The following is a 22,738-nucleotide window of genomic DNA, read 5'->3' as shown; positions in this document are numbered from 1 at the left end:
TTTATAAGTACATAGTGTGCATCAAATGGGAATTAGCCCTTATGCCGAATGATTGGTATGAATGGCACGACCTCTATAACACTGAGCCAAAGTTGCAGCAGCGTCTAGAAATCGTGCGGGAATATATTGCTTATAGCTTGAATGCTTCCCCAAATGGAACTATTCAGATAGTAAGTGTTTGCGCTGGTGATGGACGAGATTTACTAGGAACTTTACAAAATTACCCCCGCGCGAAGGATGTTTCTGCACGACTAGTTGAAATAAATTCAAATCTAGTTGAACGTGGACTAGCAACTATAGAATCTTTGGGTTTAACCAAGCAAATTGAGTTTATCAATGGTGATGCAACTCTTGCTACTAACTATGTAGGTGCAGTACCCGCAGATATCGTAATTGTGTGTGGTGTTTTTGGCAATCTGGCTGATGAAGGCGAACTCAATCGTTTACTAGATAACCTCAGTTTTCTCAGTAAACCAGGTGCTTTTGTCATCTGGACTCGTGGACACTCGAACGGTTTTCCCTACTCTGACAATGTACGGAAAATTTTGTCTGCATCTGGATTTGAAGAAGTTCAGTTTAAGCTAACTGCTACAGGAGATATGGGAGTAGGTCTTCATCGATACATTGGTGAAAATTTACCTCAACCCAAAGAACAACAGTTATTTGTGTTTTCCGGTGTTCCTAGTAAAGCGAGGTAAAAATGTCTATTCAAAACACAATATCGAGTTGGGATGAACTTCTACAGACAGCTAGAAACCATACCTCTGCACGTCGAGTAAAAAGGCCAGGACAATCTCCTTCTACTGCACCCATACCTAGCAGTTTAGATAAACTTCCCCCAAATACAGAACCACCAGTCCTGCTTTACCGAGATACTAATTCTTGGTGTCCTTTCTGTGAGCGAGTTTGGTTTGCACTGGAAGAAAAAGAAATTCCTTTTGATACAGAGTTTATTGATTTAAGTAATAAACCCAAATGGTACACTGACCTAGTTCCTACTACCCTTGTACCGGCTGCTAAGATTGAGGAAAATTTAGTATACGAATCTAAAGATATTCTCCTAGCTCTAGAAGCAAGGTTTCCCAGTCCTGCATTATTACCGGAAAATCCAGAAGAAAACGCTATTGCTAGGCGTTTGGTTGAAGAATCAGAAACCAATGGTTTTCGGAACATCGCTTATAAATTCTTGAGAGAAGCACCTGTAGATGCTGACGAGCTAGCAAAATTACAAGCAGAATTTGAGGCTAAATTAGATGAACTTGAACAAGCTTTGTCTGAATATCCCGGCCCCTACTTTGTGAGTACATTTAGCTTAGTAGATATTATGTATAGTCCCCATCTGGATAGATTGGCGGCTAATTTACCCGTGTATCGGGGATATCATCTCAAAGGAAATCCGCGCTTTCCTCGAATTAATGCTTGGTTTGACGCATTGAATCAACGTCCGGCTTATCATCGGGTAAAGTCAGATAATATTACCAACAATTTACTGTTACGTCGTCGATGGGGTGTGGAACCAATTGGAAATCCATTACCATTGGATGCAGCAGATAGCCAAAAGATTCAATATCGTGCCGAAGCTGCCGAAAGGTTGAGCGATAATCGAGAAGTTGCGATCGCAGATATTATCAAAAATTCTGGAGTCCAAGCTTTAGCCGCAGATGGTGACTTTAGCACAGTTAAAGAATCAGTTGATTTTCACCTCCGCCAACTAGCTGATTATCTCATTCATAGCAATGGCGAAACTTTACCAGGTGGTCGGACAGGTGGTAAAAATAGCATTGTTGATCCTATCTTCGCTGCTGTGGGCGCGATTACATTCGCATATCTGAGAAATCGCATCTGCGCGCCTCGTGATATGAGTGCTGGCGCAGCAACAGCGTTTCGAGATGCGATTGATAAGTTGTTGGCTTCTGTTTATTAAAGGCAGAAGGCAAGGGGACAAGGTAGACAAGGCAGAATTTATTTCTCAACTCAGCACCGACTAAACGCCGCACTCAATAGTCAATATTACTCAGCACTCACCACTCATTACTCAGCACTGTCAAACACTGTTTGACGTAGTTCTGGAAAGACTTTAGAGACTTTATTTAGGAGGTAATCGCCGTAAGTTCCGCGAAACTCATGGACACTAGCTTTATCCCAGCGATCGCTTTGATCATCATTCACTACTATACCCTTGAGTTCAATGGGTTTGACTTCAACGTTAAAATTGGGATCAAAGAAGAAAGGAAATGATAGGCGATTAGTTGTTGATAAGTTCTGAACGCGGTGGGGTGTTGAACGATATAGTCCCTGAGTCATGCGATCAAGCATATCCCCAATGTTACATACGAATGAACCAGGTATAGGAGGTGCATCTATCCAACCAAACTTTGATTTGATTTGTAATCCACCAGTGTTATCTTGTTTGAGTATAGTTAATACTCCATAATCTGTATGTTCTCCAACTCCCCATGCAGATTGAGATGATGAATTAGGGGGATAATTAAAAATCCGAAATAATATCAATGGGTCTTTGGTATAACGCTCTGCAAAGTATGACTTTTCTAAACCCAAACTCAGAGCAATACCAGCCATGAGGATATGTCCGAGTTGAGTCATTGACTCTATATATTCAAGTACCGTTTCCCTAAATTCGGGAATATTCGATGGAAAGAGATTACGACCGTGCATTGGTATACCAACTTTTACAAGTGGGTGTTCTTCTTCTAGTTCTGCACCAAAGTAAATACCTTCTTTTAAATCAGGTTTACCTGATGTCAACTCATTACCAACGGGAAAATATCCTCGCCATGCTCTACCACCAAAGGCCATACGCATTTTCAGCTTAGTTTCTTCATCCTGTGCAAAGAACTGTTGACTGAGATGTTCTAGCTTTTGTTGTAGTTGTTCATCAACTCCATGTCCGACAATATAGAAAAAACCGTAATCTTGACACGCTTGTCTGATTTGTTTCGCCACTACATCAGCAGAGCTATTGGTTGAGAAAATTAACCCGCTAATATCGATGATAGGAACTTGTGAGATTGTCATGTTTAGTTTCTCTTATTTGTCTTAATCCCATAAATATAATTATAATTTTGAGGATGGCGATCGCTGATAGTTATAAAGTATTAACCTCAATCTTGTCTTTACATAAAATTGTGAACTTTAGTGTAAAACAAGTAAATTGATATACATACCGTAGTATTATCTAAATAGTTCTTATGTGTTCTCAAAAACAAAACATTTCACAGCATAAATAGTAATTATTGAGTAACACTAATTGAATAATAAAATTTGTCAATTCAAACGTGAAATTTTCCCAAAATATGCAATATAATCAATTAGGCAATAGTGACCTAAACGTTTCTGAAATTTGCCTTGGCACAATGACTTATGGGCGGCAAAATACTATAGAAGAAGCCCATCAACAGCTAGATTATGCAATTAATCAAGGAGTTAATTTCATAGATGCGGCTGAAATGTATCCCGTACCACCCAGTGGAGAAACCTATGGCTTAACCGAAAGTTATATTGGAGAATGGTTAAAACATCAACAGCGAGATCAGCTAATAATTGCCACTAAAATTGCGGGGCCTGGTCGTGGATTTAAATGGTTGCGTGGTGGTGCAGAAGGACTTGACCGAAACAATATTAAACAAGCAATAGATGATAGTCTCGCAAGATTACAAACAGACTATATTGATTTATATCAAATCCATTGGCCCGACCGCTATGTACCTCGTTTTGGTCAAACCGTCTTTGATCCCACACAGGTAAAAACAACAGTCCCCATCACCGAACAACTGGAAGTTTTTGCTGATGTCATTAAAGCAGGTAAAATCCGCTATCTCGGACTAAGTAATGAAACACCTTGGGGAGTTGTACAATTTAGTCAAGCAGCAAAAAAATTGGGATTACCTAAAGTTGTTTCCATCCAAAACGCTTACAACTTGCTCAACCGAGTTTTTGATGGCGCACTAGCAGAGGCAGTTTATTACGAAAACATTCCTTTACTAGCTTATAGTCCTTTAGGATTTGGTTATTTAACTGGTAAATATCTCAACGGTAAACCAGAGAAAACGAGAGTGACTTTGTTTGAAAACTTTGGTCAGCGTTATTTAAAACCCAATGTGCAGGAAGCTGTAGCAGCTTATGTAGAAATAGCTAAACGTCATCAATTAAGTCCAGCACAATTAGCCATAGCCTTCGTGCGGAGTCGCTGGTTTGTTGCTAGTACAATTATTGGTGCTACCACACTAGAACAACTCAAAGAAAATATAGACAGTATTAATGTAGTTCTCGACCAAGATATCTTGGCAGAATTGGATGCAGTGCATACTCGATATCCAAATCCTGCACCATAGAAGTGCTGAGTTAGTTACAAAGAAAAGTAGGTAGGGTTAAGTTTAGCTTAACCCTACAAAGCAATACCAATTTTAGGTTTAAAAACTGTTTTTAGTTCCTATATCAACTTATAAACTATGACGATCGCAAAAGCATCAGTTGACCAAAATACTATTCGTCGCCGTGGTACTGGTTTAAGAGCATATAATCCTGACAAAGTGTTTAAAGGATTTACACTTTTTACCCCACTAACAGGTAATGGAGAAGTCTATCTGCTCAACCTGGAAGGGGATATTGTACATCAATGGAATCTACCTTATCCACCAGGTTTGTATGGCTATCTCTTACCCAACGGCAACCTTTTTTATAATGGTAAAACACCAGAAATTCCGCCACGTTTTCCTTTATGGGGTGCATTTAAAGGTGGCGTTGTTTTAGAGGTAGATCCCCAGGGAAATATTATTTGGGAGTATCAGCATTCAGATCATCATCACGATGGGCGCAGACTTCGCAACGGTAACACAATTTTATTAGCTATTGAGAAGATACCTCAATCTTTAATTCCTCGCATCAAAGGTGGCGTACCTGGAACAGAAGCAGACGGTGATATCTACGCTGATGTACTTTACGAAGTTACACCTGGCGGTGAAATTGTCTGGACTTGGCACGCTTACGAACATTTAGATCCAGATATTTTCACGATTACACCCCAAGACCAAAGGCACGAATGGACGCATGGTAATACCGTCGGTGAACTCGCTGATGGCAACATTATAGTTAGCTTCCGCAACATTTCTACTGTCGCAATTATCGATCGCAATACAGGAGAAATTATCTGGACGCTAGGAGATGATGTCTTAGCACAGCAGCACTTTCCTAACGAGTTAGATAACGGTAATATCCTGATTTTTGACAATGGCGCACATCGTCGTCACACTGCACTCAATTACTCTCGCGTGATAGAAGTTAACCGTCAAACCAAAGAGATAGTTTGGGAGTATGCTGATAACCCACCCCACAACTTCTTTAGTTCGTATATATCCGGCGCACAACGTCTAGCGAATGGTAATACTTTAATCACAGAAGGTGCTTTCGGTCGGATATTTGAGGTGACAGTTAACGGCGAAATTGTCTGGGAATATGTCAATCCCCACTTTGCTGTGCGGAATATCCCTGGTGATAACTCAGCTGTAGCTCGTGGGGAACAAAATTCCGTCTTTCGTGCTTTTCGTTATGCACCTGAAGAAATCCCTTGGCTTTAGTTAGGGATTGTGGGGACTGGGGATTGGGGATTGGGGACTGAGAAAAGAGGGAAAGAATAACTTCGCACTCAATACTCAGCACTCAGCAATCAGCACTCATCACTCAGCACTATTAATGAGGAGGAATAATCAATATGTCCGACATTCAGATATACAGCGCAGTTGTTTGTCCCTATGCTCACCGTTCGCGCTTGGTGTTGCAAGAAAAAGGTATCGACTTTGATTTAATTGAAATTAACTTGCAAAACAAACCAGAGGGATTTACAGATATTTCTCCCTATGGAAAAGTGCCGGCAATTGTACATGGTGAGCATAGAGTCTGGGAATCGGCAGTAATTAACGAATATCTTGATGAAGTATTTCCAAATCCGCCGCTTTTACCGAGTAGTGCTATTGCTAAAGCTCAGGCTCGTATCTGGATTGATTTTGCTAATACTCGATTTGTTCCGGCTTTTTCTACTCTCTTGCGTAGTCCAGAAGTCGCACAACAAGAAGCTGCTAAACAAGAACTATACAAACATCTGGAATTTATCGAACATGAAGGTTTAAGGAAGTTATCAGGAGACGGCCCTTATTGGTTTGGTGAAGCTATTAGTCTGGTAGATTTCACCTTTTATCCCTGGTTTGAGCGTTGGCCTGCACTGAAGCATTATCGAGGCTTTAGTATACCAGAAGAATTTACTCGTTTGCGTCAGTGGAAAAAGGCTCTGAAACAACGTGATTCAGTAGTAGCGATCGCGAACAGTAAAGAGTTCTACATAGAACGATATGCTAGATTTGCTACTCCTGTAGCTGTGTAATACAAGTTTTTCTGTTCAACAATAACAGGAATTAAATTTTGGGAATTGGGCAAACTATACCTCGTGTCGCAGATGCTCATAACTTTCACCATTTTTCCTCAATTCCCATTTCCTCATCCCTATTCGCCACAAGGGGAAAAATAATTACAAACCGCTTAATCTTGGCAACTTTTCACTAACTCAATAACACCTAATAACGCCATATGCTTAAGCCATAAGTTTTGCCACAGTAAACCTCTACTCGGTTATATAAGGTGGTTCATCCACCTTATTTTTCTAATTTAATACCAATTATCCAAAATTAATCGACAGATACAAAGCTCAAAAACAATACGGTCTCTGAATTTATTAATTGCGAATTGGTATAACTTGACCATTTTCAACAGCTTGGTAATTACAAATGAAACAATTGGTAAAAACTTTAAAACTTCAAATTAAATCATGGCAACGTCAACCTATTACTCGTCGTCATGCCTTATTTGCCTTTGGTTATAGCTTAGTATTATCTACCACCATATTTAGTTGCAGTAGTCCACAAAATAATAATCAGCAGCAAGCAGATGTACCAAAATCAGATGTTGCTAGTCAAACTACTACTAATAATACTAATAAAAAAGTAGTCAGAATTGTCCGTTCTAAACAACTGACAGCATTAGCAGTTCTAGAACAAAAACGCATCTTAGAACAACGATTAGAACCTTTAGGCTACAAGGTGGAGTGGCCTGAATTTGCTGCTGGCCCTCAGCAATTAGAAGCCTTAAATACAAACGCACTGGATATTGCTTCAACAGCAGAATCACCTCCTATTTTTGCCCAAGCCGCCGGGACACCTCTAGTTTATTTAGCGGCTAATTCTTCCGATGGGAAAGCAGTTTCACTTTTAGTTCCTGCTAACTCGACTGCTAAAAGTGTGAAAGATTTAAAAGGGAAAAAAATTGCCTTCCAAAAAGCATCCATTGGTCATTATCTCTTAGTGAGAGCCGTAGAAAGAGAAGGGTTAAAACTGAGTGATATACAGTCCATTTACTTACCACCTCCAGATGCGAATGTAGCATTTAGCCAGGGGAAAGTTGATGCTTGGTTTATTTGGGAACCATTTGTGACTAGAAATGTTCAGCAGAAGGTGGGGAAAGTATTAACGGATGGCGGTAATGGTTTGCGAGATACTAATAACTTTTTCTCTACAACCCGTAAGTTTTATCAGGAAAATCCTGAAGTCATCAAGATTTTTCTAGAAGAACTGCAAAAAGCTCAGAATTGGTCTAAAAATAATCCCAAAGAACTAGCAACATTACTTGCTCCAATTACTCAACTTGATGCACCTACACTAGAGATTATGCACAGTAAGTATGACTTCACACTCATACCAATTACTGAGCAGATTATTACTAAACAGCAAGAAGTGTCTGATAAGTGGTACGCCTTGGGACTAATACCCAAAAAGGTCAATGTCAGAGATGGTTTTTTAACACCAGAACAATACGCCGCAATTACTCCTCAAGAAGTTTTAGCTAAAAAATAATATTGGGGGAATTTGCTGTTCACCTGATTCTGAATTGAGCTTTTATCCAAAACATATTTGAGAAAAAACCCTGGTTTATTCAACAAACTAGGGTTTTGCATTTATTTCTTGATAAAATTAGATAATGTATAATTATATCCAGCTTATACGTCAATACAGTTCAGATAAGAAAAATAAATTTCAACAAAGCCAGCAAATGATCACTCAACAAAAAACGAAAAAATGATTTTGGAGGGGGTTTGGGGGAGAATCCCCCAAATCTTGCTCATTGTCTAATAGGCAGAGCAAAAATTGAGAAATTAACTCTCACCACCTTAACTGAACCGTATTGGCTTATACGTATAATTTTATGCAAAAAAATAACATTCCTAAAAATTTGCAAATCACATCTTATTTATCTCCCAATTGGTTTGAATTTTATCAAGCGATCGCTACTTATTTAAGTCGTTGTTTACAAATAGATTTACACTTACAACAAAGTGCATATGACCCTTTAGTAGACCCCCTATTGTTGCAAGACCAAATAGACCTAGCTTTTATTTGTGGATTACCACTAATTCGCTATAGTCAAACAGTTCCCCATCAATGGCAGACGCTGGTTGCACCTGTGATGCAATCCTCAAGATATAATAATCGTCCCATTTATTATGCAGATGTAATTGTCAATACCCAGAGTGATATTAACAAGTTTACGGATTTAGTAGGTAAAGTATTTTGTTATAACGACCCTGGTTCTAATAGCGGTTACAATTTACTTTGTCAGAGATTAACTCAAGAAAAAAATCCTCAAAATTTCTTTAGCAAAACTCTCCAATCAGGCTCACATCAGCATTCAATTCGCTGGGTAATTGAGGGATTAGCAGATTGTGCTGCAATTGATAGTGTGGTACTCGAACAGGAATTAAAGGATTTTCCCGAAATATCACAGTATTTGCGTGTGGTGGAAGTGTTAGGGCCTTCACCAATGCCACCATTAGCAGTAGCACAACATCTGGATATATCTTTAACTCAACAAATACAGTTGGCATTACTCCAACCAGATGAGCAACTGCAAAGAGTCATGCAACAATTTGGAGTCAGACGTTTTGCACCAGTGCAATTAGAGGACTATGAAATATTAAATCAAATTTATCGCGATCGCTCTTTTCTCACTTTGTCCTAAAGAATAACGACAACTGTTAGAAACTATGTAGCCAGTTGATTTTCAAGAAACTGCATAAACCCAACTCTGTTTTTGTACTGCTAATAGAGCATCTTGATAAACTTGCCGAAATAAAACTCGCTGTGCATGACTCCCGCCAATTTCATGCAACCTTGATAAAATCGGCTGGAGTTCTACAATAGTCGTGCGAAAATCTCCTTTGGCATGAGCAAACATTCCTCTAGCGGCAGGAATTGCTACTTCCAACCAACTCCGACGTAAGAAAGGATTAATGCTGAAAGTGTGATGCTGCATACTCACAAGCATTTGATGCACCCAATCATTATGTCCGGCTCTGGTAAGAGCATAGACATAATGCAAATCTTGAAATGGTAAAGCGTGTTCATCAATGCGGCTGTAAAGATAAGGACTGATACCTTGCCAGCGATCGCCCACATTCACACCACGCAACTCTAGACGCAATAATAATGAAATTGCCCCCACTTGGTCTTTAGGAGATTGTTTATTAGCACACTGCCAAATGTGCTGATCGTAAAGTTGCAGAACTTTTTGGTAATTTTTTAAATCCAAATAATACAGTGCGATGTGCCACCAGTTGTGGGTGTAGAGCATGGAGTTGCAATTTTCCCAGGTATCTGCAAACTTCTCCATCCAAGCTATCCCCTCATCGACTCTTCCTTGAGTTTCCATCACATGAGCAATCGCATGATGCGCCCAAGCATCATATCGATTTAAAGCGATCGCCTGACGTGCTATCTTTTCCGCCGCATTGAGTTGATGGCATTGTTCTAAACCAAACGCCACCATACCGTATAAATAATGATTCTTAGGATTGCTTGGTAAAACTTTCTGGGCAATCTTGCATAATTTATCTTTGTCGCCAGTGTAAAAATAGTGATACTGTCCCTGCTGTACGGAAATTAAATCACGAGGAAACTGATCAGTAATTTTTTCATGTAAGGCGATCGCGACATCAATCTCTTGATTTGCCCAAGCTGAAATAGCTTGCACATATAAATATTCTCTTTTAGTAATTTTGGCGCAATGTTGTTGTGCTGTTTGCAGATATGGTAGAGATTGCTGCCAAGCTTTGCGGTTTTCTTGGGTGAGATAATAAGCCGCCGCATAAGCATGGGCTAATGCACAAGTAGGATCTGCTCCAATTGCTTCTAAAATTGCTGTTTCTGCATCTTTACCATAGGCCAACATTTGATCGCTAAAACGGTTAATGGCGGCGATCGCTTGGCTTGAATCTGTCGTAACTATTAATCCCTGTGCATCTTTAAGCATAATAAACCCCTTGCACCACAATTTGCGAGAAGTGGTGATCACATCTCTCAAACAAAACTCCGGTAAGTTGGTCGGAATAATGTACTTATGGACATGAGTATGTCACACTCACCACAAAACCGCAACCTGTAAAATACTAAAACTCGATAGATAAACTGTATTTAATTTTGTAAAAGTATTGATTTACCGACGTATCTGTGGCATATTCTAAGAGTGAAATAATACGGTATATCGATAAACTCACCGTAATTAAAATCAGGAAATGTTGTTCTGGCAAAGATATCATGCAGCTACTTTGGTTTATTCCGACTCATGGTGAAGGACGCTATTTAGGTACTGCTATAGGGGGGCGAGTAGTCAACTTTGATTACTGGCGACAGATTGCTCAAGCAGTGGATCACTTAGGTTTTGCTGGAGCATTATTGCCTACAGGGCGTTCTTGTGAAGATGCTTGGATTTTGGCATCAACTTTAGTGATGCACACCAAACAGATGAAGTTTTTGGTAGCCATACGTCCGGGTTTGATGTCACCAGGAGTAGCAGCCAGGATGGCAGCAACATTTGACCGCATTTCCGGTGGGAGGTTATTAATTAACGTGGTGACAGGGGGTGATCCAGTAGAATTGGCTGGAGATGGATTGCATCTGTCCCATGATGATCGCTACAAACTCACAGATGAATTTTTAGGAGTGTGGCGAGAAATTGCCGCCGGAGAAACAGCCAATATCCAAGGAGATTATCTACATATTCAAGATGGCAAGCTGTTATTTCCCACAGTCCAGAAACCTTATCCGCCTCTGTGGTTTGGTGGTTCTTCTCCCGTAGCTCAAGAAATTGCTGCCAAACACGTAGATGTCTATTTAACTTGGGGTGAACCACCAGCGCAAGTTGCCCAAAAGATAGCTAATGTACGCCGATTAGCAGCAGATCAAGGGAGAACCTTACGCTTTGGGATTCGTCTCCATGTGATCGTGCGGGAGACTGAAAGCCAAGCTTGGGATGCAGCTAACGACTTAATTCGCTATGTAGATGATGCGGCGATCGCCAAAGCCCAAAAAGCTTACGCAAGGATGGATTCCGAAGGACAACGCCGGATGACTACACTACACAACGGCTCTCGCGAAGCCCTAGAAATCAGCCCCAACCTATGGGCGGGAGTTGGTTTAGTGCGTGGTGGTGCCGGAACTGCCTTAGTAGGTGATCCTGATACTGTGGCGCAAAGAATGTTGGAATATCAAGAATTAGGTATTGATACCTTCATCTTCTCCGGCTATCCCCACCTAGAAGAAGCTTACCGAGTAGCAGAATTACTCTTCCCACGTTTGCCCTTACAGCATCAACCAACCATAGAACCGCAACTATTAAGTCCCTTTGGTGAAGTTGTAGCCAACCAAGAATTCCCAGATCAACCAACCAAAACTCGGACAATTGCCACTGTAGATTAATCCCAGGACATCTTTCACATGACACATATATTAGCGATCGCTGGTAGTCCCTCTCATCCTTCCAGAACTTACGCCATTCTAGAACACGCTGCCAAAACTTTATCACAGCCAGGTATAGATATAGATATCATCTCAGTTCGAGATATACCAGCCGAAGACTTAGCCTATGGACGCTATGATAGTGCTGCCTTAGAAAAACCCAAAGCTTTAATAGAAAAAGCCAGTGGTATCATTATTGCCACTCCTATCTACAAAGCAGCTTACACAGGTGTGCTGAAAGCATTTTTAGATTTATTACCGCAGAAAGCCTTCATCGGCAAAGTCATACTACCAATAGCAACAGGTGGGACAATTGCCCATTTATTATCAGTTGAGTATGCCTTAAAACCTGTGTTGTCTGAATTAGGCGCACGACATATATTAAGCACAGTATACGCAGTTGATAAGCAAATTCAAATTCTCACTGATGGTGGTGTACAAATTGATGAAGAAATCAACCAAAGATTGCAAGATGTCCTGAAGGAGTTTACTCTTGCAGTGGATAATTTCCAGAATCAGACTAAACAATTAGCCCACAGTAATTAAATTTCTCATTGACTCTTTTTTTCTAGCAGATGGGCGATTTCCATCCATCTGCTGTTTTTCGCTACAGTTCTCTAGGATTTGGTCGCCACCGTAAAACGTAAGCTTCTAAAATGCGTACTCCCCAATCCAGTAAGACACTAATGAATGCCAAAATTACCAATATAGCCCAGGCCTGATCAACATTTAAAGTTCCCTGTGCCGCCATCAACAGATAACCTAAACCCTGGGTTGAACCAATATACTCAGCTACCAAAGCCCCGACTAAAGCCATACCCAAACTCGTCCGAATCCCAGCTATTACCCAACTCAGAACCGAAGGCAGTACAACCATGTGCAGCATTTGCCAGCGATTTGCACCCATGACTTGAAAGGCTGCTACTAACTCGCGCTCAATACTTTGGAGTCCCTGATAAGTGGTAAAAAATATGGGGAAAAAAGCGGCTAAAGCTGCTAGCAAGACTTTTGAGAGTAATCCAATCCCAAACCAGACAATAAAGAAGGGAGCTAAAGCAATACGAGGTAAAGAATTAAATATCTGCACATAAGGAAGAGCTATCCTTGCACCTGATGGCGAATAAGCCAGAACAATTCCCAGACTAATACCGCCAATCATTGCTAAGACTAACCCAGTCATGGCCTCTTGAAAGGTGACAAAGATATGCTGAAATATACTCCCGCTAGATAATAGAACCCATACCTCTAGGACGATCGCACTCGGTTTCCCCACCAGTGCAGGTTCAATAAACGGAGAAATGTTAAACGCCCCTGTACCGACTTCCCACACCAGCAGAATCACAGCTAGAGGTGTTAGCTGGATTGCTAGTTGGAGTATGCGTTTCCCCCATTTGCTTTGAATGTTCTGAGAATCAGAATTTTGTGGTTTTTTCTCACTAGCAGAGAAATGAGATTGTCCAAGATTTAAGGTTCGATTGCGGGTAGTTCTCATTTTATCCAATTAACTTTTAAAAAGTGCAAATCCTCGGTCTTGCTGTTGTAATACTTGTGTCGTCAGTTCTGACCACATCTCACGCTGAATTTGTTGAAATCTGGGATCTGTACGAATAGCGATCGCGGATCTTTCTTGGGGTAAATCAATCTGAAATTCCTTGACAATTTTGCCAGGACGCGCACTCAATAAAAATACTCGCTCAGAAAGTGCGATCGCTTCATCTAAGTCATGAGTTACTAAGATAAAAGTGCATCCGGTATCACGCCATAATCGCAGAAATTCATCCTGTAAAAGAGCGCGTGTTTGAGCATCCAAACTACTCAAAGGCTCATCCAGTAAAACTACATCTGGTTCATAAATCAGCGTCCGAATCAGCAATACACGCTGCTGCATTCCTCCTGAAAGTTCTCTAGGAAAACTCTGCTCAAACCCCGACAAACCATATTTTTCTAGCAATGCTAAGGCTTTTTTTCTACCCTCATTTTTGGGTAAACCACGAATTTCTAAAGGCGCAGTGACATTATCTATTACTGTACGCCATGGTAGTAAAGTTTGTTTTTGAAACAAATAGCCAATTTCTTTAATTCCACTCGTATTAAAACTACCATTCACCTCTGTACCAGGACTAATTAACCCCGCAATCACATTCAGTAATGTACTTTTGCCGCAGCCACTAGGGCCAATTAAGCTGACAAATTCGCCAGCATTAATGCTCAAGCTCACATTCTGTAATGCTTCAATCCGCTTATTCTTACTCCAATAAGAAATACTGAGATTTTGGGTATCAATCATCGGGGTTGACATATTTCAGATTCTCCCTACTCTTTCACCAAAAAAATATCTTTTGGGAGTTCTGTTTTCTCCCCTGGTTTTGACTTAGCAATTATCAAGATAGTTAAACTAGGCTCTACGTCCTGCAAACTTATCAAATACTCCTTGAGAATAGGGAACTATTCTCTTAATAATTCCTGTATTTACAAATACTTTTTGGTCTGCAAGATATGCTGCCTGACTAATAGAAGCATTGCGAGGAACAGAACGCTTGAGTTCCGTCCGCAGACCTGTGAGAATAGCGTCTAAATTGGCGCGATCAAAACGTTTACCCACCACTTTCAAGATTTGTTCCGGTGGGGTTTGGTGCATATAAGTGAAAGTCCGATTGACGACTGTCACCAATCTTTTCACAGCTTCCGGCTTTTGGGATGTCACTCTGTCGTGACTAAGCCAAGCACGGGTCATCGCTTCGTTAGCTCCAAAATATTTCTTATGTATGTTTGGATCTAAAGCATTCAGTAGTTGAAACACTGTTCCTTCTTTCAGCAGTCTGTGGAGATCAGGCGCGCCTGCGATCGCTGCATCCACCTGACGAGTTTTCAACAGCGTATAAGTAGAAGCAGTGGTACTTTGAACATATTGAATATCTTTGTCACTTAATCCATGTTGACGCAGGTATGTGACAAACACAGCCCAACTCCAAGTACCAATTTCTCCAGCCGACACCTTTCTTCCTTTTAGGTCACTAACACTCTTAATTTGAGAACGCAAATCAGAATGTACTATTAAGGAAGTATCAACTAGATTACGACGGTTAGCGACAATATTTAAAGGCACTCCCCTCAGCCGCGATAAGTAGACGTGTAAAGGTGCTTGAGCAGCAAAATCAATTTCTCCTGCAATCAACGCATCGCGCATCTTTGCACCACTTTGAAAGGTGATTACTTGAGCATTCAAGCCAGCAGCATCAAAATAACCCAAATCTTCGGGAATCCAAACGTCAATGGAATTAATACCGCTTACTGCTCCTAATTTGACGCTAATAGTTCCTTGGCTAGCAGCAGGCTGGGTGATGCTATCCCAAGCTGTTGTTGCTAGAGCTGTCGTAGCTCCTAAAGAAGCATATTTCAAAAATTCTCTACGTGTGTGCATTTGTTGATTCAGAATTGGATTCAAATTAGAACCTAGTTAGACTATTGGTGGATTTTTGATAATTAAAACTTATTCTTCAGTCTGCTGATCTTTTTAGTCGGGTTGAGAGAATTTCATCAATCCTCTGGCAAAATGCTCTACTCTTTCAAAAAAACGTGGGTTTTACCTAATTTGGATCAGCCCACGTTTGTAGGGCAAGAGATGACACAATCAATTAGCTGTAAGAACTCTGTTATCAACTATTTGTTGGAAGGACGCATCAGGTTGAATGAGTCCCCACTTCACCATCCAGTTGTATGTGCGTTGGAAATCAGCTTCAGAGTATGGTGCTGGATCTGCGTAGCGCAGGCGGTTACGACGGAAATCTGAAGGTTCAAGTTTGACAATCTCTTCAGATACGTCATCTATCAGATACTTTGTATAGCGGATGGGGTCTGCTTGTAGATCCTGGACGGCTCGACGAATAGCTTTGTTGATAGCCTCAAAGCTCTCTTGATCTACTTCTGAACTAGCAATCTCTAGACCCACATAGTGAGCCTCAGCAATAATTTTGTAGCCCAGTTTTTCTGCAACTGTAATCCAAGGTTCCATCACTGCAACCGCATCAACCAGTCCATCACGCAAAGCCACAAAGCGGTTGAATTGCTTGTTTTGTCCGCCGCCTTCAATGTGTACGACTTTAATCTCTTCTTGAGGTAAAAAGCCTTCTAGGGTTTGAATAGCAATGTAGTGAGAACCGTGATGGAAGTTGACTCCTACCGGTACATTAGCTAAGTCTTGGGGGATATTGTAGGGCGAGTCTGGGCGCACAATAATGGCTTGGCTAGCAATAGCAGCTCGTTTGGCTATTACCTGTCCACCACGGCAACTATCATATGTGCGACGTACTTGTCCCCACTCACAAGCCCGATAGAGGCTGCTTTGGCCTTGCTCAAACAGAGACGTACCACCGAAAGAACTCACCTGACGGTGGTCATCAATCAGTGTAATATTGGCAGGGCGATCGCCATAATTGCGTTTAACAAACTCTATCTCTATTCCTAAATCAGCAAAATAGCCTTGATCACGAGCTACATAGTAGGGAAGTGAGAAGACTGTCCCACTAATCTCTGTCGTAATCTTCTTGAGTGCAAGATTGGTGTTACTCAAGGTTTATCTCCTTGATTTGTATAAGCAAGATTTATTCTCCGGTAAATACTAGTATTTAGTCAAGATTAAAAATATTTTTTTACACTGCTACAGAGAATGACAACTCTGAGCTAAAGTGTGACATCAGAGAGGGTTTTGAAACCTAAAGATTGTCGAAAGTTAATCACTAGCTGATTGAGGACGGCTGTATCAATTAAAAAAGCATCGTGACCATAGCTAGATTGCAACCAACCTAGTTGAGCATGAGGGATGAAATCTGCGAGTTCTTGTTGCTCTGCCGGCGGATAAAGAATATCAGAATCAATAGCCACAACTAAAGCAGGTTGTCTGATGCTTCGCAGAACTGATTGATAGTCTCGACCTTGAGCAACATCATGGCTATCCATCGCTTGGGTAAGAGTAATATAAGTATTGGCATCAAATCTCTGTACTAGCCTTTGACCATGATGTTGGAGATAGCTAGCGATCGCAAATTGATCAGCCGCTACATCATACTGTCGTCCAAAACGGTCTGTAAAGCTTTGCCAAGAACGGTAAGCACTCATCGCCATCATCCGTGCTACCGCTAATCCTTGGCTCGGTGGCTGTTCTAGTGTGTAGTTACCCCCTTTCCAGTTGGGATCAGCATAGATAGCCTGTCTTTGGGCTTCACTCAAGCCAATACACCAAGCTGAATGTCTACCGGAAGTAGCAATGGGTGCGATCGCTTGTACGATGTCTGGATATAGTAACGCCCACTCTAGTACCTGCATTCCACCTAGTGAGCCACCAATGACTAGCCGTAAAGATTTAATTCCCAAATATTTAATTAGTGCAGCTTGTAAGCGCACCATATCCCGAATCGTAATTGCCGGAAATGATGCACCGTAAGGGATTCCGGTTTGGGGATTGATGCTCGTTGCTCCTGTTGTACCGTAGCAACTGCCCAAAATATTGCTACATATAATAAAATCGCGATCGCTATCTAGTGCTTTGTTTGCACCCAACAAACCTTCCCACCATTCGTCAGCATCAGCCGAACCAGTTAAAGCATGACAAATCAGCACTCCATTATCACCTGCTGAGTTTAACTTTCCCCAAGTCCGATAAGCAACCTGAACCCCAGTTAAAACCCCGCCTCCTTCTAACTCAAATGGCATTGGTAAATGATAATACTGAGTTTGCGGTGAAATGAAGTCCTGATAATTCATCTAAATACTAACTAGGTGGGGAGTGGTTGCAGAGGGGTTGTTGACTATTGACTATTGACCATTGACTATTGACTAATCTTTTGAAATGCTTGCTCAAAATCTTCCTTGATGTCGTCTATGTGTTCAATTCCCACGGATACACGTACTAAATCAGGTGTCACACCAGCAGAAAGTTGTTCTATATCACTTAACTGTTGATGGGTTGTGGAAGCAGGATGTATTACCAGGGTTTTAGCATCACCCACGTTTGCTAAGTGACTTGCTAATTTCACATGATTAATAAAGGCTTTTCCCGCTTCTAATCCGCCTTTGATACCAAAATTTAATACGCCACCAAATCCGTGTCTGAGATATTTTTTGGCTCGCTTGTGATAAGGGTGATGGGGAAGTCCGGGATAATTTACCCATGCTACTTGGGGTTGTTGTTCTAGCCACTGGGCTAATTCTAAGGCGTTGGAGACATGGCGGTCTACACGCAAAGAGAGTGTTTCTAATCCTTGCAATAGTAAAAATGCGTTAAATGGACTCAATGAGGGGCCGAAATCCCTTAAGCCTTCTACTCTGGCGCGAATAATAAAGGCAATATTACCGAAGGGACTACCTACACCAAATACCTCTTGAAAATTCAGCCCATGATAACCAGGTGATGGTTCTGTAAATACGGGGAACTTGCCATTACCCCAGTCAAATTTACCAGAATCGACAATTACACCACCGATAGAAGTGCCGTGACCACCAATCCACTTAGTTGCAGACTCAACTACAATATCTGCACCGTATTCAATTGGTCGAGCCAGATATCCCCCAGCCCCAAAGGTATTATCAACAATTAGGGGAATGCCATGTTCATGGGCAATGTGGGATAAAGCAGCAAAGTCGGGAATGTTGAATTGGGGATTGCCAATGGTTTCTACATACAATGCTTTTGTGCGATCGTCGATCGCCTGACGAAAAGTTTCTACATCATCGCCTTCGACAAATTTGACATTTATTCCTAAACGTGGTAGAGAGACTTTAAATTGGTTATAGGTTCCCCCATATAAAAAACTGGTGGAAACAATGTTATCTCCAGCTTGAGCGATCGTGCTGATAGCTAAGAACTGCGCCGCTTGACCGCTAGACGTGGCTAATGCTGCCACACCCCCTTCTAAAGCTGCAATACGTTTTTCAAATACGTCTGTTGTCGGATTCATCATCCGCGTGTAAATGTTGCCGAACTCTTGCAGAGCAAACAACCGCGCTCCATGCTCGGCATCATCAAACACGTATGAAGTTGTTTGATAAATCGGTACAGCACGGGCATTAGTTCCTAAAGCTGGTTCTTGTCCAGCATGAACTTGCAAAGTTTCAAAACGATATTTTTCAGACATAGAAAATTACAGACAGGCAAGATATTTTAGTAAACTACTATAAAACTATCGACTTTTAGTATTTTAACATCCAAATAGAAAATCCAGAATTGTTAGACTGCTAAAATTTAGCAGTCAGCGAAAAGAGCAGGAGGAGTAGTGTTTCTCCCCCTGCCTTCTTTGGTCAACAAACAATACTTCTCGGTTAAGAACAAAAGCAAGGTAAAGTGATAATTGTTCTCCAAGAAGTGGGATGGGAAAAATTGGTGCTGCTAAAAGATTTTTCGTTGATAACGCCAACCTTAGAAGCAGAGTTAATATTCAAAGCAATAGAAACAGTCATTTCGCCATCAGTAATCAGAGAAACTCTATCAGAGACAGACAGTGATGAAGAGCGAACGCGGAAATTGCCATCTGGGTTGGTAGTGTGTCTAGTCATAGCGATGAATCTATGGTCATCAGATGCAATGGGGGACGTACTGAAAAATCTGGTGAGTGGATTAAGTAGAGAATGGACGCGATTAGGGCAGTATTGGAAAGTACCAAGTAGTTCTTCAATTAGTGAAGCCAGACAGAGATTGGGATGTTGGGTAATGAGTCGGCTGTTTCACAAGATAGTCAGACCATTAGCGACAGTGCAGACTCCAGGAGCATTTTTAGGAGGACTACGAGTAATGGCAGTAGACGGTACAGTGTTGGATGTGCCAGATAGTGCGGCTAATGCCAGGGTGTTTGGATATCCAGGCAGTAGAAAAGGAACTAGAGCGGCATTTCCCAAAGTCCGTTTAGTATTGCTAATTGAGGCGGGAACGCATTTAATTGTTGATGCCTTGATGTGTCCTTACCGCATAGGAGAAAGAGTACGAGCTTTAAAATTACTCCGAGCTTGCAGTCAAGGGATGCTGCTGATGTGGGATAGAGGGCTACATTCTTACCGTATGGTTCATGCCACCTTAAAGTGCGGATGCCACTATTTAGGCCGAGTGCCAAAGAACGTTAAATTTCCCGTAGACAAGGTTTTAAACGATGGCTCATATTTGTCCTGGATTGCTCCAGACCGCAAATCCAAGAACAAAGGCGGAACAAGGATTCAAGTACGAGTTATAGAATATACTATTGACTCTGAAAATGGACAACAAACTTATCGTCTAATTACCAGTTTGATGGATATTGCTCTATTTCCGGCTTTATTGTTGGCTACAGAATATCATCAGCGTTGGGAAATCGAAAATACTATTGATGAGTTAAAAACCCATCTTAATGGACGTAAAACTCCAATTCGTTCTCTCAAACCCCGCGAAGTTGTTCAAGAAATCTACGGCTGGCTTTTAAGCCATTATGCAGTTCGTACTTTAATGTTTCAAGCCGCAACTGCTGCTGGCATATCTCCATTACGCTTAGGTTTTACTGGTTCTCTCAAAGTTATTCGTCGAGCTATTTCTGATTTTCAAGATGCTAATGGTGAGCAGTTACCCTTTTTTTCTCCAAGTTAATTCTAGAAATTATGGAGCAAAAAATCCCTCCAAGACAGGGCAGAACAAATCCCAGAGTAGTCAAAAAACCTCGTTCTAAGTTTCCATCTAGAAAACCAATCCACTCAGGAGCGGGTACTAAACGTCAACCACTCACTTTTTTTATTCTCAATACTGCTTAACTCTTAACCGAGAAGTATTGGGTCAACAAACTAAACAAATGATTGTCTAAATTAGTCTTCTTGATCCTCTTTTTAGCGCAGGTATTAACTTTGATATGGGCGCGGAAGTTGGCGTAATTTATGGGCAGTATCTAATTCACTATTGTTTTTCCTGCCATATCCCCAACCCAAGATGCGGCGATATTCACCCATAATGCCACTAGCAATTAAGTCGTCTTCATTAACCGCGATCTCAGTATGAGATTCGGGTGCGACATAGAGCGCATCGGCAGGACAATAAGCTTCACACATGAAACAAGTTTGACAATCTTCCTTACGGGCGATCGCGGGTGGTTGATCGGGAACTGCATCAAAGACATTGGTTGGACAAACTTTGACACATACATTGCAATTAATACAAAGCTGATGGCTGACAAGTTCAATCATAAAGTTATACTGAGGCTGGAGTGGGATTGTTAACTACTGGGGATGTGGCAATTGGTTCTGTAATCCAATCTCGTCTCACCCATAACTTGTCTAAGCCGCCTGTGGCTTGATAATAACGCTGATTAACATCAGTTTCGGGATAATCCACGCGGATATGTTCACTGCGGCTTTCTGTGCGATGTAAAGCACTAAAATATGCCCATCGAGCTACAGCAGTCAGAGCCGCAGCACGGCGCGAAACTTCTATATCGCGTACACTATCTTGTTTCGGGGTCATTTGTACTTGCTGCCAGAGCGTTTCTAATTTGGCGAGAGAATCCAGCAGACCCTTCTCTGAGCGTAAATAATTCTTCTCTAGTGGAAACATCTCAGCTTGGACACCGCGCACGATCGCTTCACTATCAAAGGTTTCGGAAGTTGTTGAAGGCGATGGCGTTCCGCCCACCATCGGCGATCGCAATCCCACTTGACCCGCAGGACGCACAACTCGATCATGAGCATGAACACCTAGACTCTTGGCAAATTCTGCTGCTCCCACTCCCGCCCATTGTCCTGTAGAGATTGCCCAAGCCGCATTCGGCCCGCCACCTCCAGAAGCTAAACCAGCTAGAAATTCCCGTGATGCTGCATCCCCAGCCGCATAAAGACCAGGAACTGTTGTGCCACAACTATCATTAATAATTTTAATTCCACCTGTACCGCGCACCGTACCTTCTAAAATCAGAGTGACTGGTACACGTTCTGTATAGGGATCAATCCCAGCTTTTTTATAGGGTAGAAAAGCGATGAAATGGGATTTTTCAATCACAGCTTTCACTTCTGGTGTAGCTCGATCCAAACGAGCATAAACAGAGCCTTTTAAAAGAGCATTGGGAAGAAAAGCAGGGTCACGACGACCATTAATATAACCACCTAAATCATTACCTGCTTCATCACTGTAACTAGCCCAGCCAAAGGGAACACCCCTTGTCACTGTGGCATTAAAACCTGTGGAGATGGCATAGTGATTTGAAGCTTCCATACTAGAGAGTTCACTACCAGCTTCTACCGCCATGAGCATTCCATCACCTGTATTAGTATTGCAACCTAATGCTTTACTCAAGAATGCACAACCGCCATTAGCCATGACTACCGCACCAGCCCGAACAGTATAGGTACGATGATTTTGTCTCTGTACACCTCTAGCTCCAGCGACTGCACCGTCGTCAGTCAATAAAAGTTCTAACACAGGACTCTGATCAAGAATCTCCACCCCGACACGTAAGAGGTTTTTTCGCATTACCCGCATATATTCCGGGCCGTAATAACTCTGACGCACCGATTCCCCATTTTCTTTAGGGAAACGATAGCCCCAATTTTCCACTAAGGGCAAACTCAGCCAAGTTTTTTCGATCACCCTCTCAATCCAACGTAAGTTAGCGAGGTTTTTTCCTATGCGATAACGCTCTGATACAACCTTTTCCCAATTTTCTGGAGAAGGAGCCATAATGCCATTACCACTAGCGGCAGCTGCGCCACTCGTACCGAGAAATCCTTTATCAGCAATGATGACTTTAACACCTTGATCTGCTGCTGCCCAAGCTGCCCACGCAGCCGCAGGGCCACCACCAATGACTAATACATCAGCAGTTAACTGTAGTTCATTTTCACTATAATTTGTGAGCAATTCTTTTTCCTCCTAATGGATATTGATTTGT

Annotated in this window: 20 protein-coding genes; 10 read left to right on the top strand and 10 right to left on the bottom strand. The window is 41.6% G+C overall.

Annotation, left to right across the window (positions count from 1 at the left end; translation table 11 throughout):
- Positions 1-41: 41 nt before the first annotated feature.
- Positions 42-698: a class I SAM-dependent methyltransferase family protein gene (locus tag ACQFX9_RS11380; protein WP_427162099.1), complete on the top strand. Its 657-nt coding sequence runs from the start codon at positions 42-44 to the stop codon at positions 696-698.
- 2 nt (positions 699-700) lie between these two features.
- Positions 701-1,924, top strand: coding sequence for a glutathione S-transferase family protein (locus ACQFX9_RS11375; protein ID WP_427162098.1), 1,224 nt, complete (start codon positions 701-703; stop codon positions 1,922-1,924).
- A 107-nt stretch (positions 1,925-2,031) separates the two neighbouring features.
- Here ACQFX9_RS11375 and ACQFX9_RS11370 read toward each other — a convergent pair whose 3' ends face one another.
- The gene (locus ACQFX9_RS11370) at positions 2,032-3,036 is read right to left on the bottom strand and encodes an isopenicillin N synthase family dioxygenase (protein WP_427162097.1); all 1,005 of its coding nucleotides are present in this window, start codon (positions 3,034-3,036) and stop codon (positions 2,032-2,034) included.
- A 278-nt stretch (positions 3,037-3,314) separates the two neighbouring features.
- Between ACQFX9_RS11370 and ACQFX9_RS11365 the strand changes: the two genes are divergently transcribed.
- The 5 genes from ACQFX9_RS11365 to ACQFX9_RS11345 all read left to right on the top strand — a co-directional run bounded on the left by ACQFX9_RS11365 (position 3,315) and on the right by ACQFX9_RS11345 (position 9,078).
- Positions 3,315-4,352, top strand: a complete 1,038-nt coding sequence (locus ACQFX9_RS11365) for an NADP(H)-dependent aldo-keto reductase (RefSeq protein ID WP_427162096.1) — start codon at positions 3,315-3,317, stop codon at positions 4,350-4,352.
- A 117-nt stretch (positions 4,353-4,469) separates the two neighbouring features.
- A complete protein-coding gene (locus tag ACQFX9_RS11360; protein ID WP_427162095.1) occupies positions 4,470-5,594 on the top strand; it encodes an aryl-sulfate sulfotransferase in 1,125 nt (374 codons plus the stop codon).
- A 134-nt stretch (positions 5,595-5,728) separates the two neighbouring features.
- Entirely contained in the window at positions 5,729-6,394 is a 666-nt protein-coding gene (locus ACQFX9_RS11355) for a glutathione S-transferase family protein (RefSeq protein ID WP_427162094.1), read from the top strand.
- A 400-nt stretch (positions 6,395-6,794) separates the two neighbouring features.
- Positions 6,795-7,916 carry an aliphatic sulfonate ABC transporter substrate-binding protein gene (locus tag ACQFX9_RS11350; protein WP_427162093.1) on the top strand — a complete coding sequence of 374 codons (1,122 nt, stop codon included), beginning with the start codon at positions 6,795-6,797 and terminating at the stop codon, positions 7,914-7,916.
- A 349-nt stretch (positions 7,917-8,265) separates the two neighbouring features.
- On the top strand, positions 8,266-9,078 hold the full coding sequence (locus ACQFX9_RS11345; RefSeq protein ID WP_427162092.1) for a PhnD/SsuA/transferrin family substrate-binding protein: 813 nt from the start codon (positions 8,266-8,268) through the stop codon (positions 9,076-9,078).
- A gap of 42 nt (positions 9,079-9,120) precedes the next feature.
- On the opposite strand, the gene ACQFX9_RS11340 is transcribed toward ACQFX9_RS11345, so the two are convergent.
- Positions 9,121-10,368, bottom strand: coding sequence for a tetratricopeptide repeat protein (locus tag ACQFX9_RS11340; RefSeq protein WP_427162091.1), 1,248 nt, complete (start codon positions 10,366-10,368; stop codon positions 9,121-9,123).
- 284 nt (positions 10,369-10,652) lie between these two features.
- Between ACQFX9_RS11340 and ssuD the strand changes: the two genes are divergently transcribed.
- Together ssuD and ssuE are read left to right on the top strand one after the other, a co-directional pair.
- Positions 10,653-11,813 carry an FMNH2-dependent alkanesulfonate monooxygenase gene (ssuD, locus tag ACQFX9_RS11335; protein WP_427162090.1) on the top strand — a complete coding sequence of 387 codons (1,161 nt, stop codon included), beginning with the start codon at positions 10,653-10,655 and terminating at the stop codon, positions 11,811-11,813.
- An 18-nt stretch (positions 11,814-11,831) separates the two neighbouring features.
- Entirely contained in the window at positions 11,832-12,398 is a 567-nt protein-coding gene (ssuE, locus tag ACQFX9_RS11330) for an NADPH-dependent FMN reductase (RefSeq protein ID WP_427162089.1), read from the top strand.
- A gap of 61 nt (positions 12,399-12,459) precedes the next feature.
- On the opposite strand, the gene ACQFX9_RS11325 is transcribed toward ssuE, so the two are convergent.
- The 6 genes from ACQFX9_RS11325 to ACQFX9_RS11300 all read right to left on the bottom strand — a co-directional run bounded on the left by ACQFX9_RS11325 (position 12,460) and on the right by ACQFX9_RS11300 (position 18,982).
- Positions 12,460-13,344, bottom strand: coding sequence for an ABC transporter permease (locus ACQFX9_RS11325; protein WP_427162087.1), 885 nt, complete (start codon positions 13,342-13,344; stop codon positions 12,460-12,462).
- Between the two features lie 9 nt (positions 13,345-13,353).
- Positions 13,354-14,151 carry an ABC transporter ATP-binding protein gene (locus ACQFX9_RS11320; RefSeq protein WP_427162086.1) on the bottom strand — a complete coding sequence of 266 codons (798 nt, stop codon included), beginning with the start codon at positions 14,149-14,151 and terminating at the stop codon, positions 13,354-13,356.
- 96 nt (positions 14,152-14,247) lie between these two features.
- On the bottom strand, positions 14,248-15,273 hold the full coding sequence (locus ACQFX9_RS11315) for an ABC transporter substrate-binding protein (RefSeq protein ID WP_427162085.1): 1,026 nt from the start codon (positions 15,271-15,273) through the stop codon (positions 14,248-14,250).
- A 210-nt stretch (positions 15,274-15,483) separates the two neighbouring features.
- Positions 15,484-16,422, bottom strand: coding sequence for an ABC transporter substrate-binding protein (locus ACQFX9_RS11310; protein WP_427162084.1), 939 nt, complete (start codon positions 16,420-16,422; stop codon positions 15,484-15,486).
- Between the two features lie 110 nt (positions 16,423-16,532).
- Entirely contained in the window at positions 16,533-17,612 is a 1,080-nt protein-coding gene (gene metX, locus ACQFX9_RS11305) for a homoserine O-acetyltransferase MetX (RefSeq protein ID WP_427162083.1), read from the bottom strand.
- A gap of 65 nt (positions 17,613-17,677) precedes the next feature.
- Complete coding sequence (locus tag ACQFX9_RS11300; protein WP_427162082.1) at positions 17,678-18,982, bottom strand: O-acetylhomoserine aminocarboxypropyltransferase/cysteine synthase family protein; 1,305 nt, start codon at positions 18,980-18,982, stop codon at positions 17,678-17,680.
- Between the two features lie 335 nt (positions 18,983-19,317).
- Here ACQFX9_RS11300 and ACQFX9_RS11295 point away from each other — a divergent pair, with 335 nt between their 5' ends.
- On the top strand, positions 19,318-20,454 hold the full coding sequence (locus tag ACQFX9_RS11295; protein ID WP_427162786.1) for an IS4 family transposase: 1,137 nt from the start codon (positions 19,318-19,320) through the stop codon (positions 20,452-20,454).
- Between the two features lie 245 nt (positions 20,455-20,699).
- On the opposite strand, the gene ACQFX9_RS11290 is transcribed toward ACQFX9_RS11295, so the two are convergent.
- Entirely contained in the window at positions 20,700-21,041 is a 342-nt protein-coding gene (locus ACQFX9_RS11290; RefSeq protein ID WP_427162081.1) for a 4Fe-4S binding protein, read from the bottom strand.
- A gap of 4 nt (positions 21,042-21,045) precedes the next feature.
- The gene (locus ACQFX9_RS11285) at positions 21,046-22,707 is read right to left on the bottom strand and encodes an FAD-binding protein (RefSeq protein WP_427162080.1); all 1,662 of its coding nucleotides are present in this window, start codon (positions 22,705-22,707) and stop codon (positions 21,046-21,048) included.
- Positions 22,708-22,738: the final 31 nt, after the last annotated feature.

The sequence above is a fragment of the Aliinostoc sp. HNIBRCY26 genome (assembly GCF_050235535.1).
GTDB lineage: Bacteria > Cyanobacteriota > Cyanobacteriia > Cyanobacteriales > Nostocaceae > Trichormus.
Note: the sequence above shows the minus strand (reverse complement) of the source record. Positions and strands in the feature narration are given on the sequence as shown.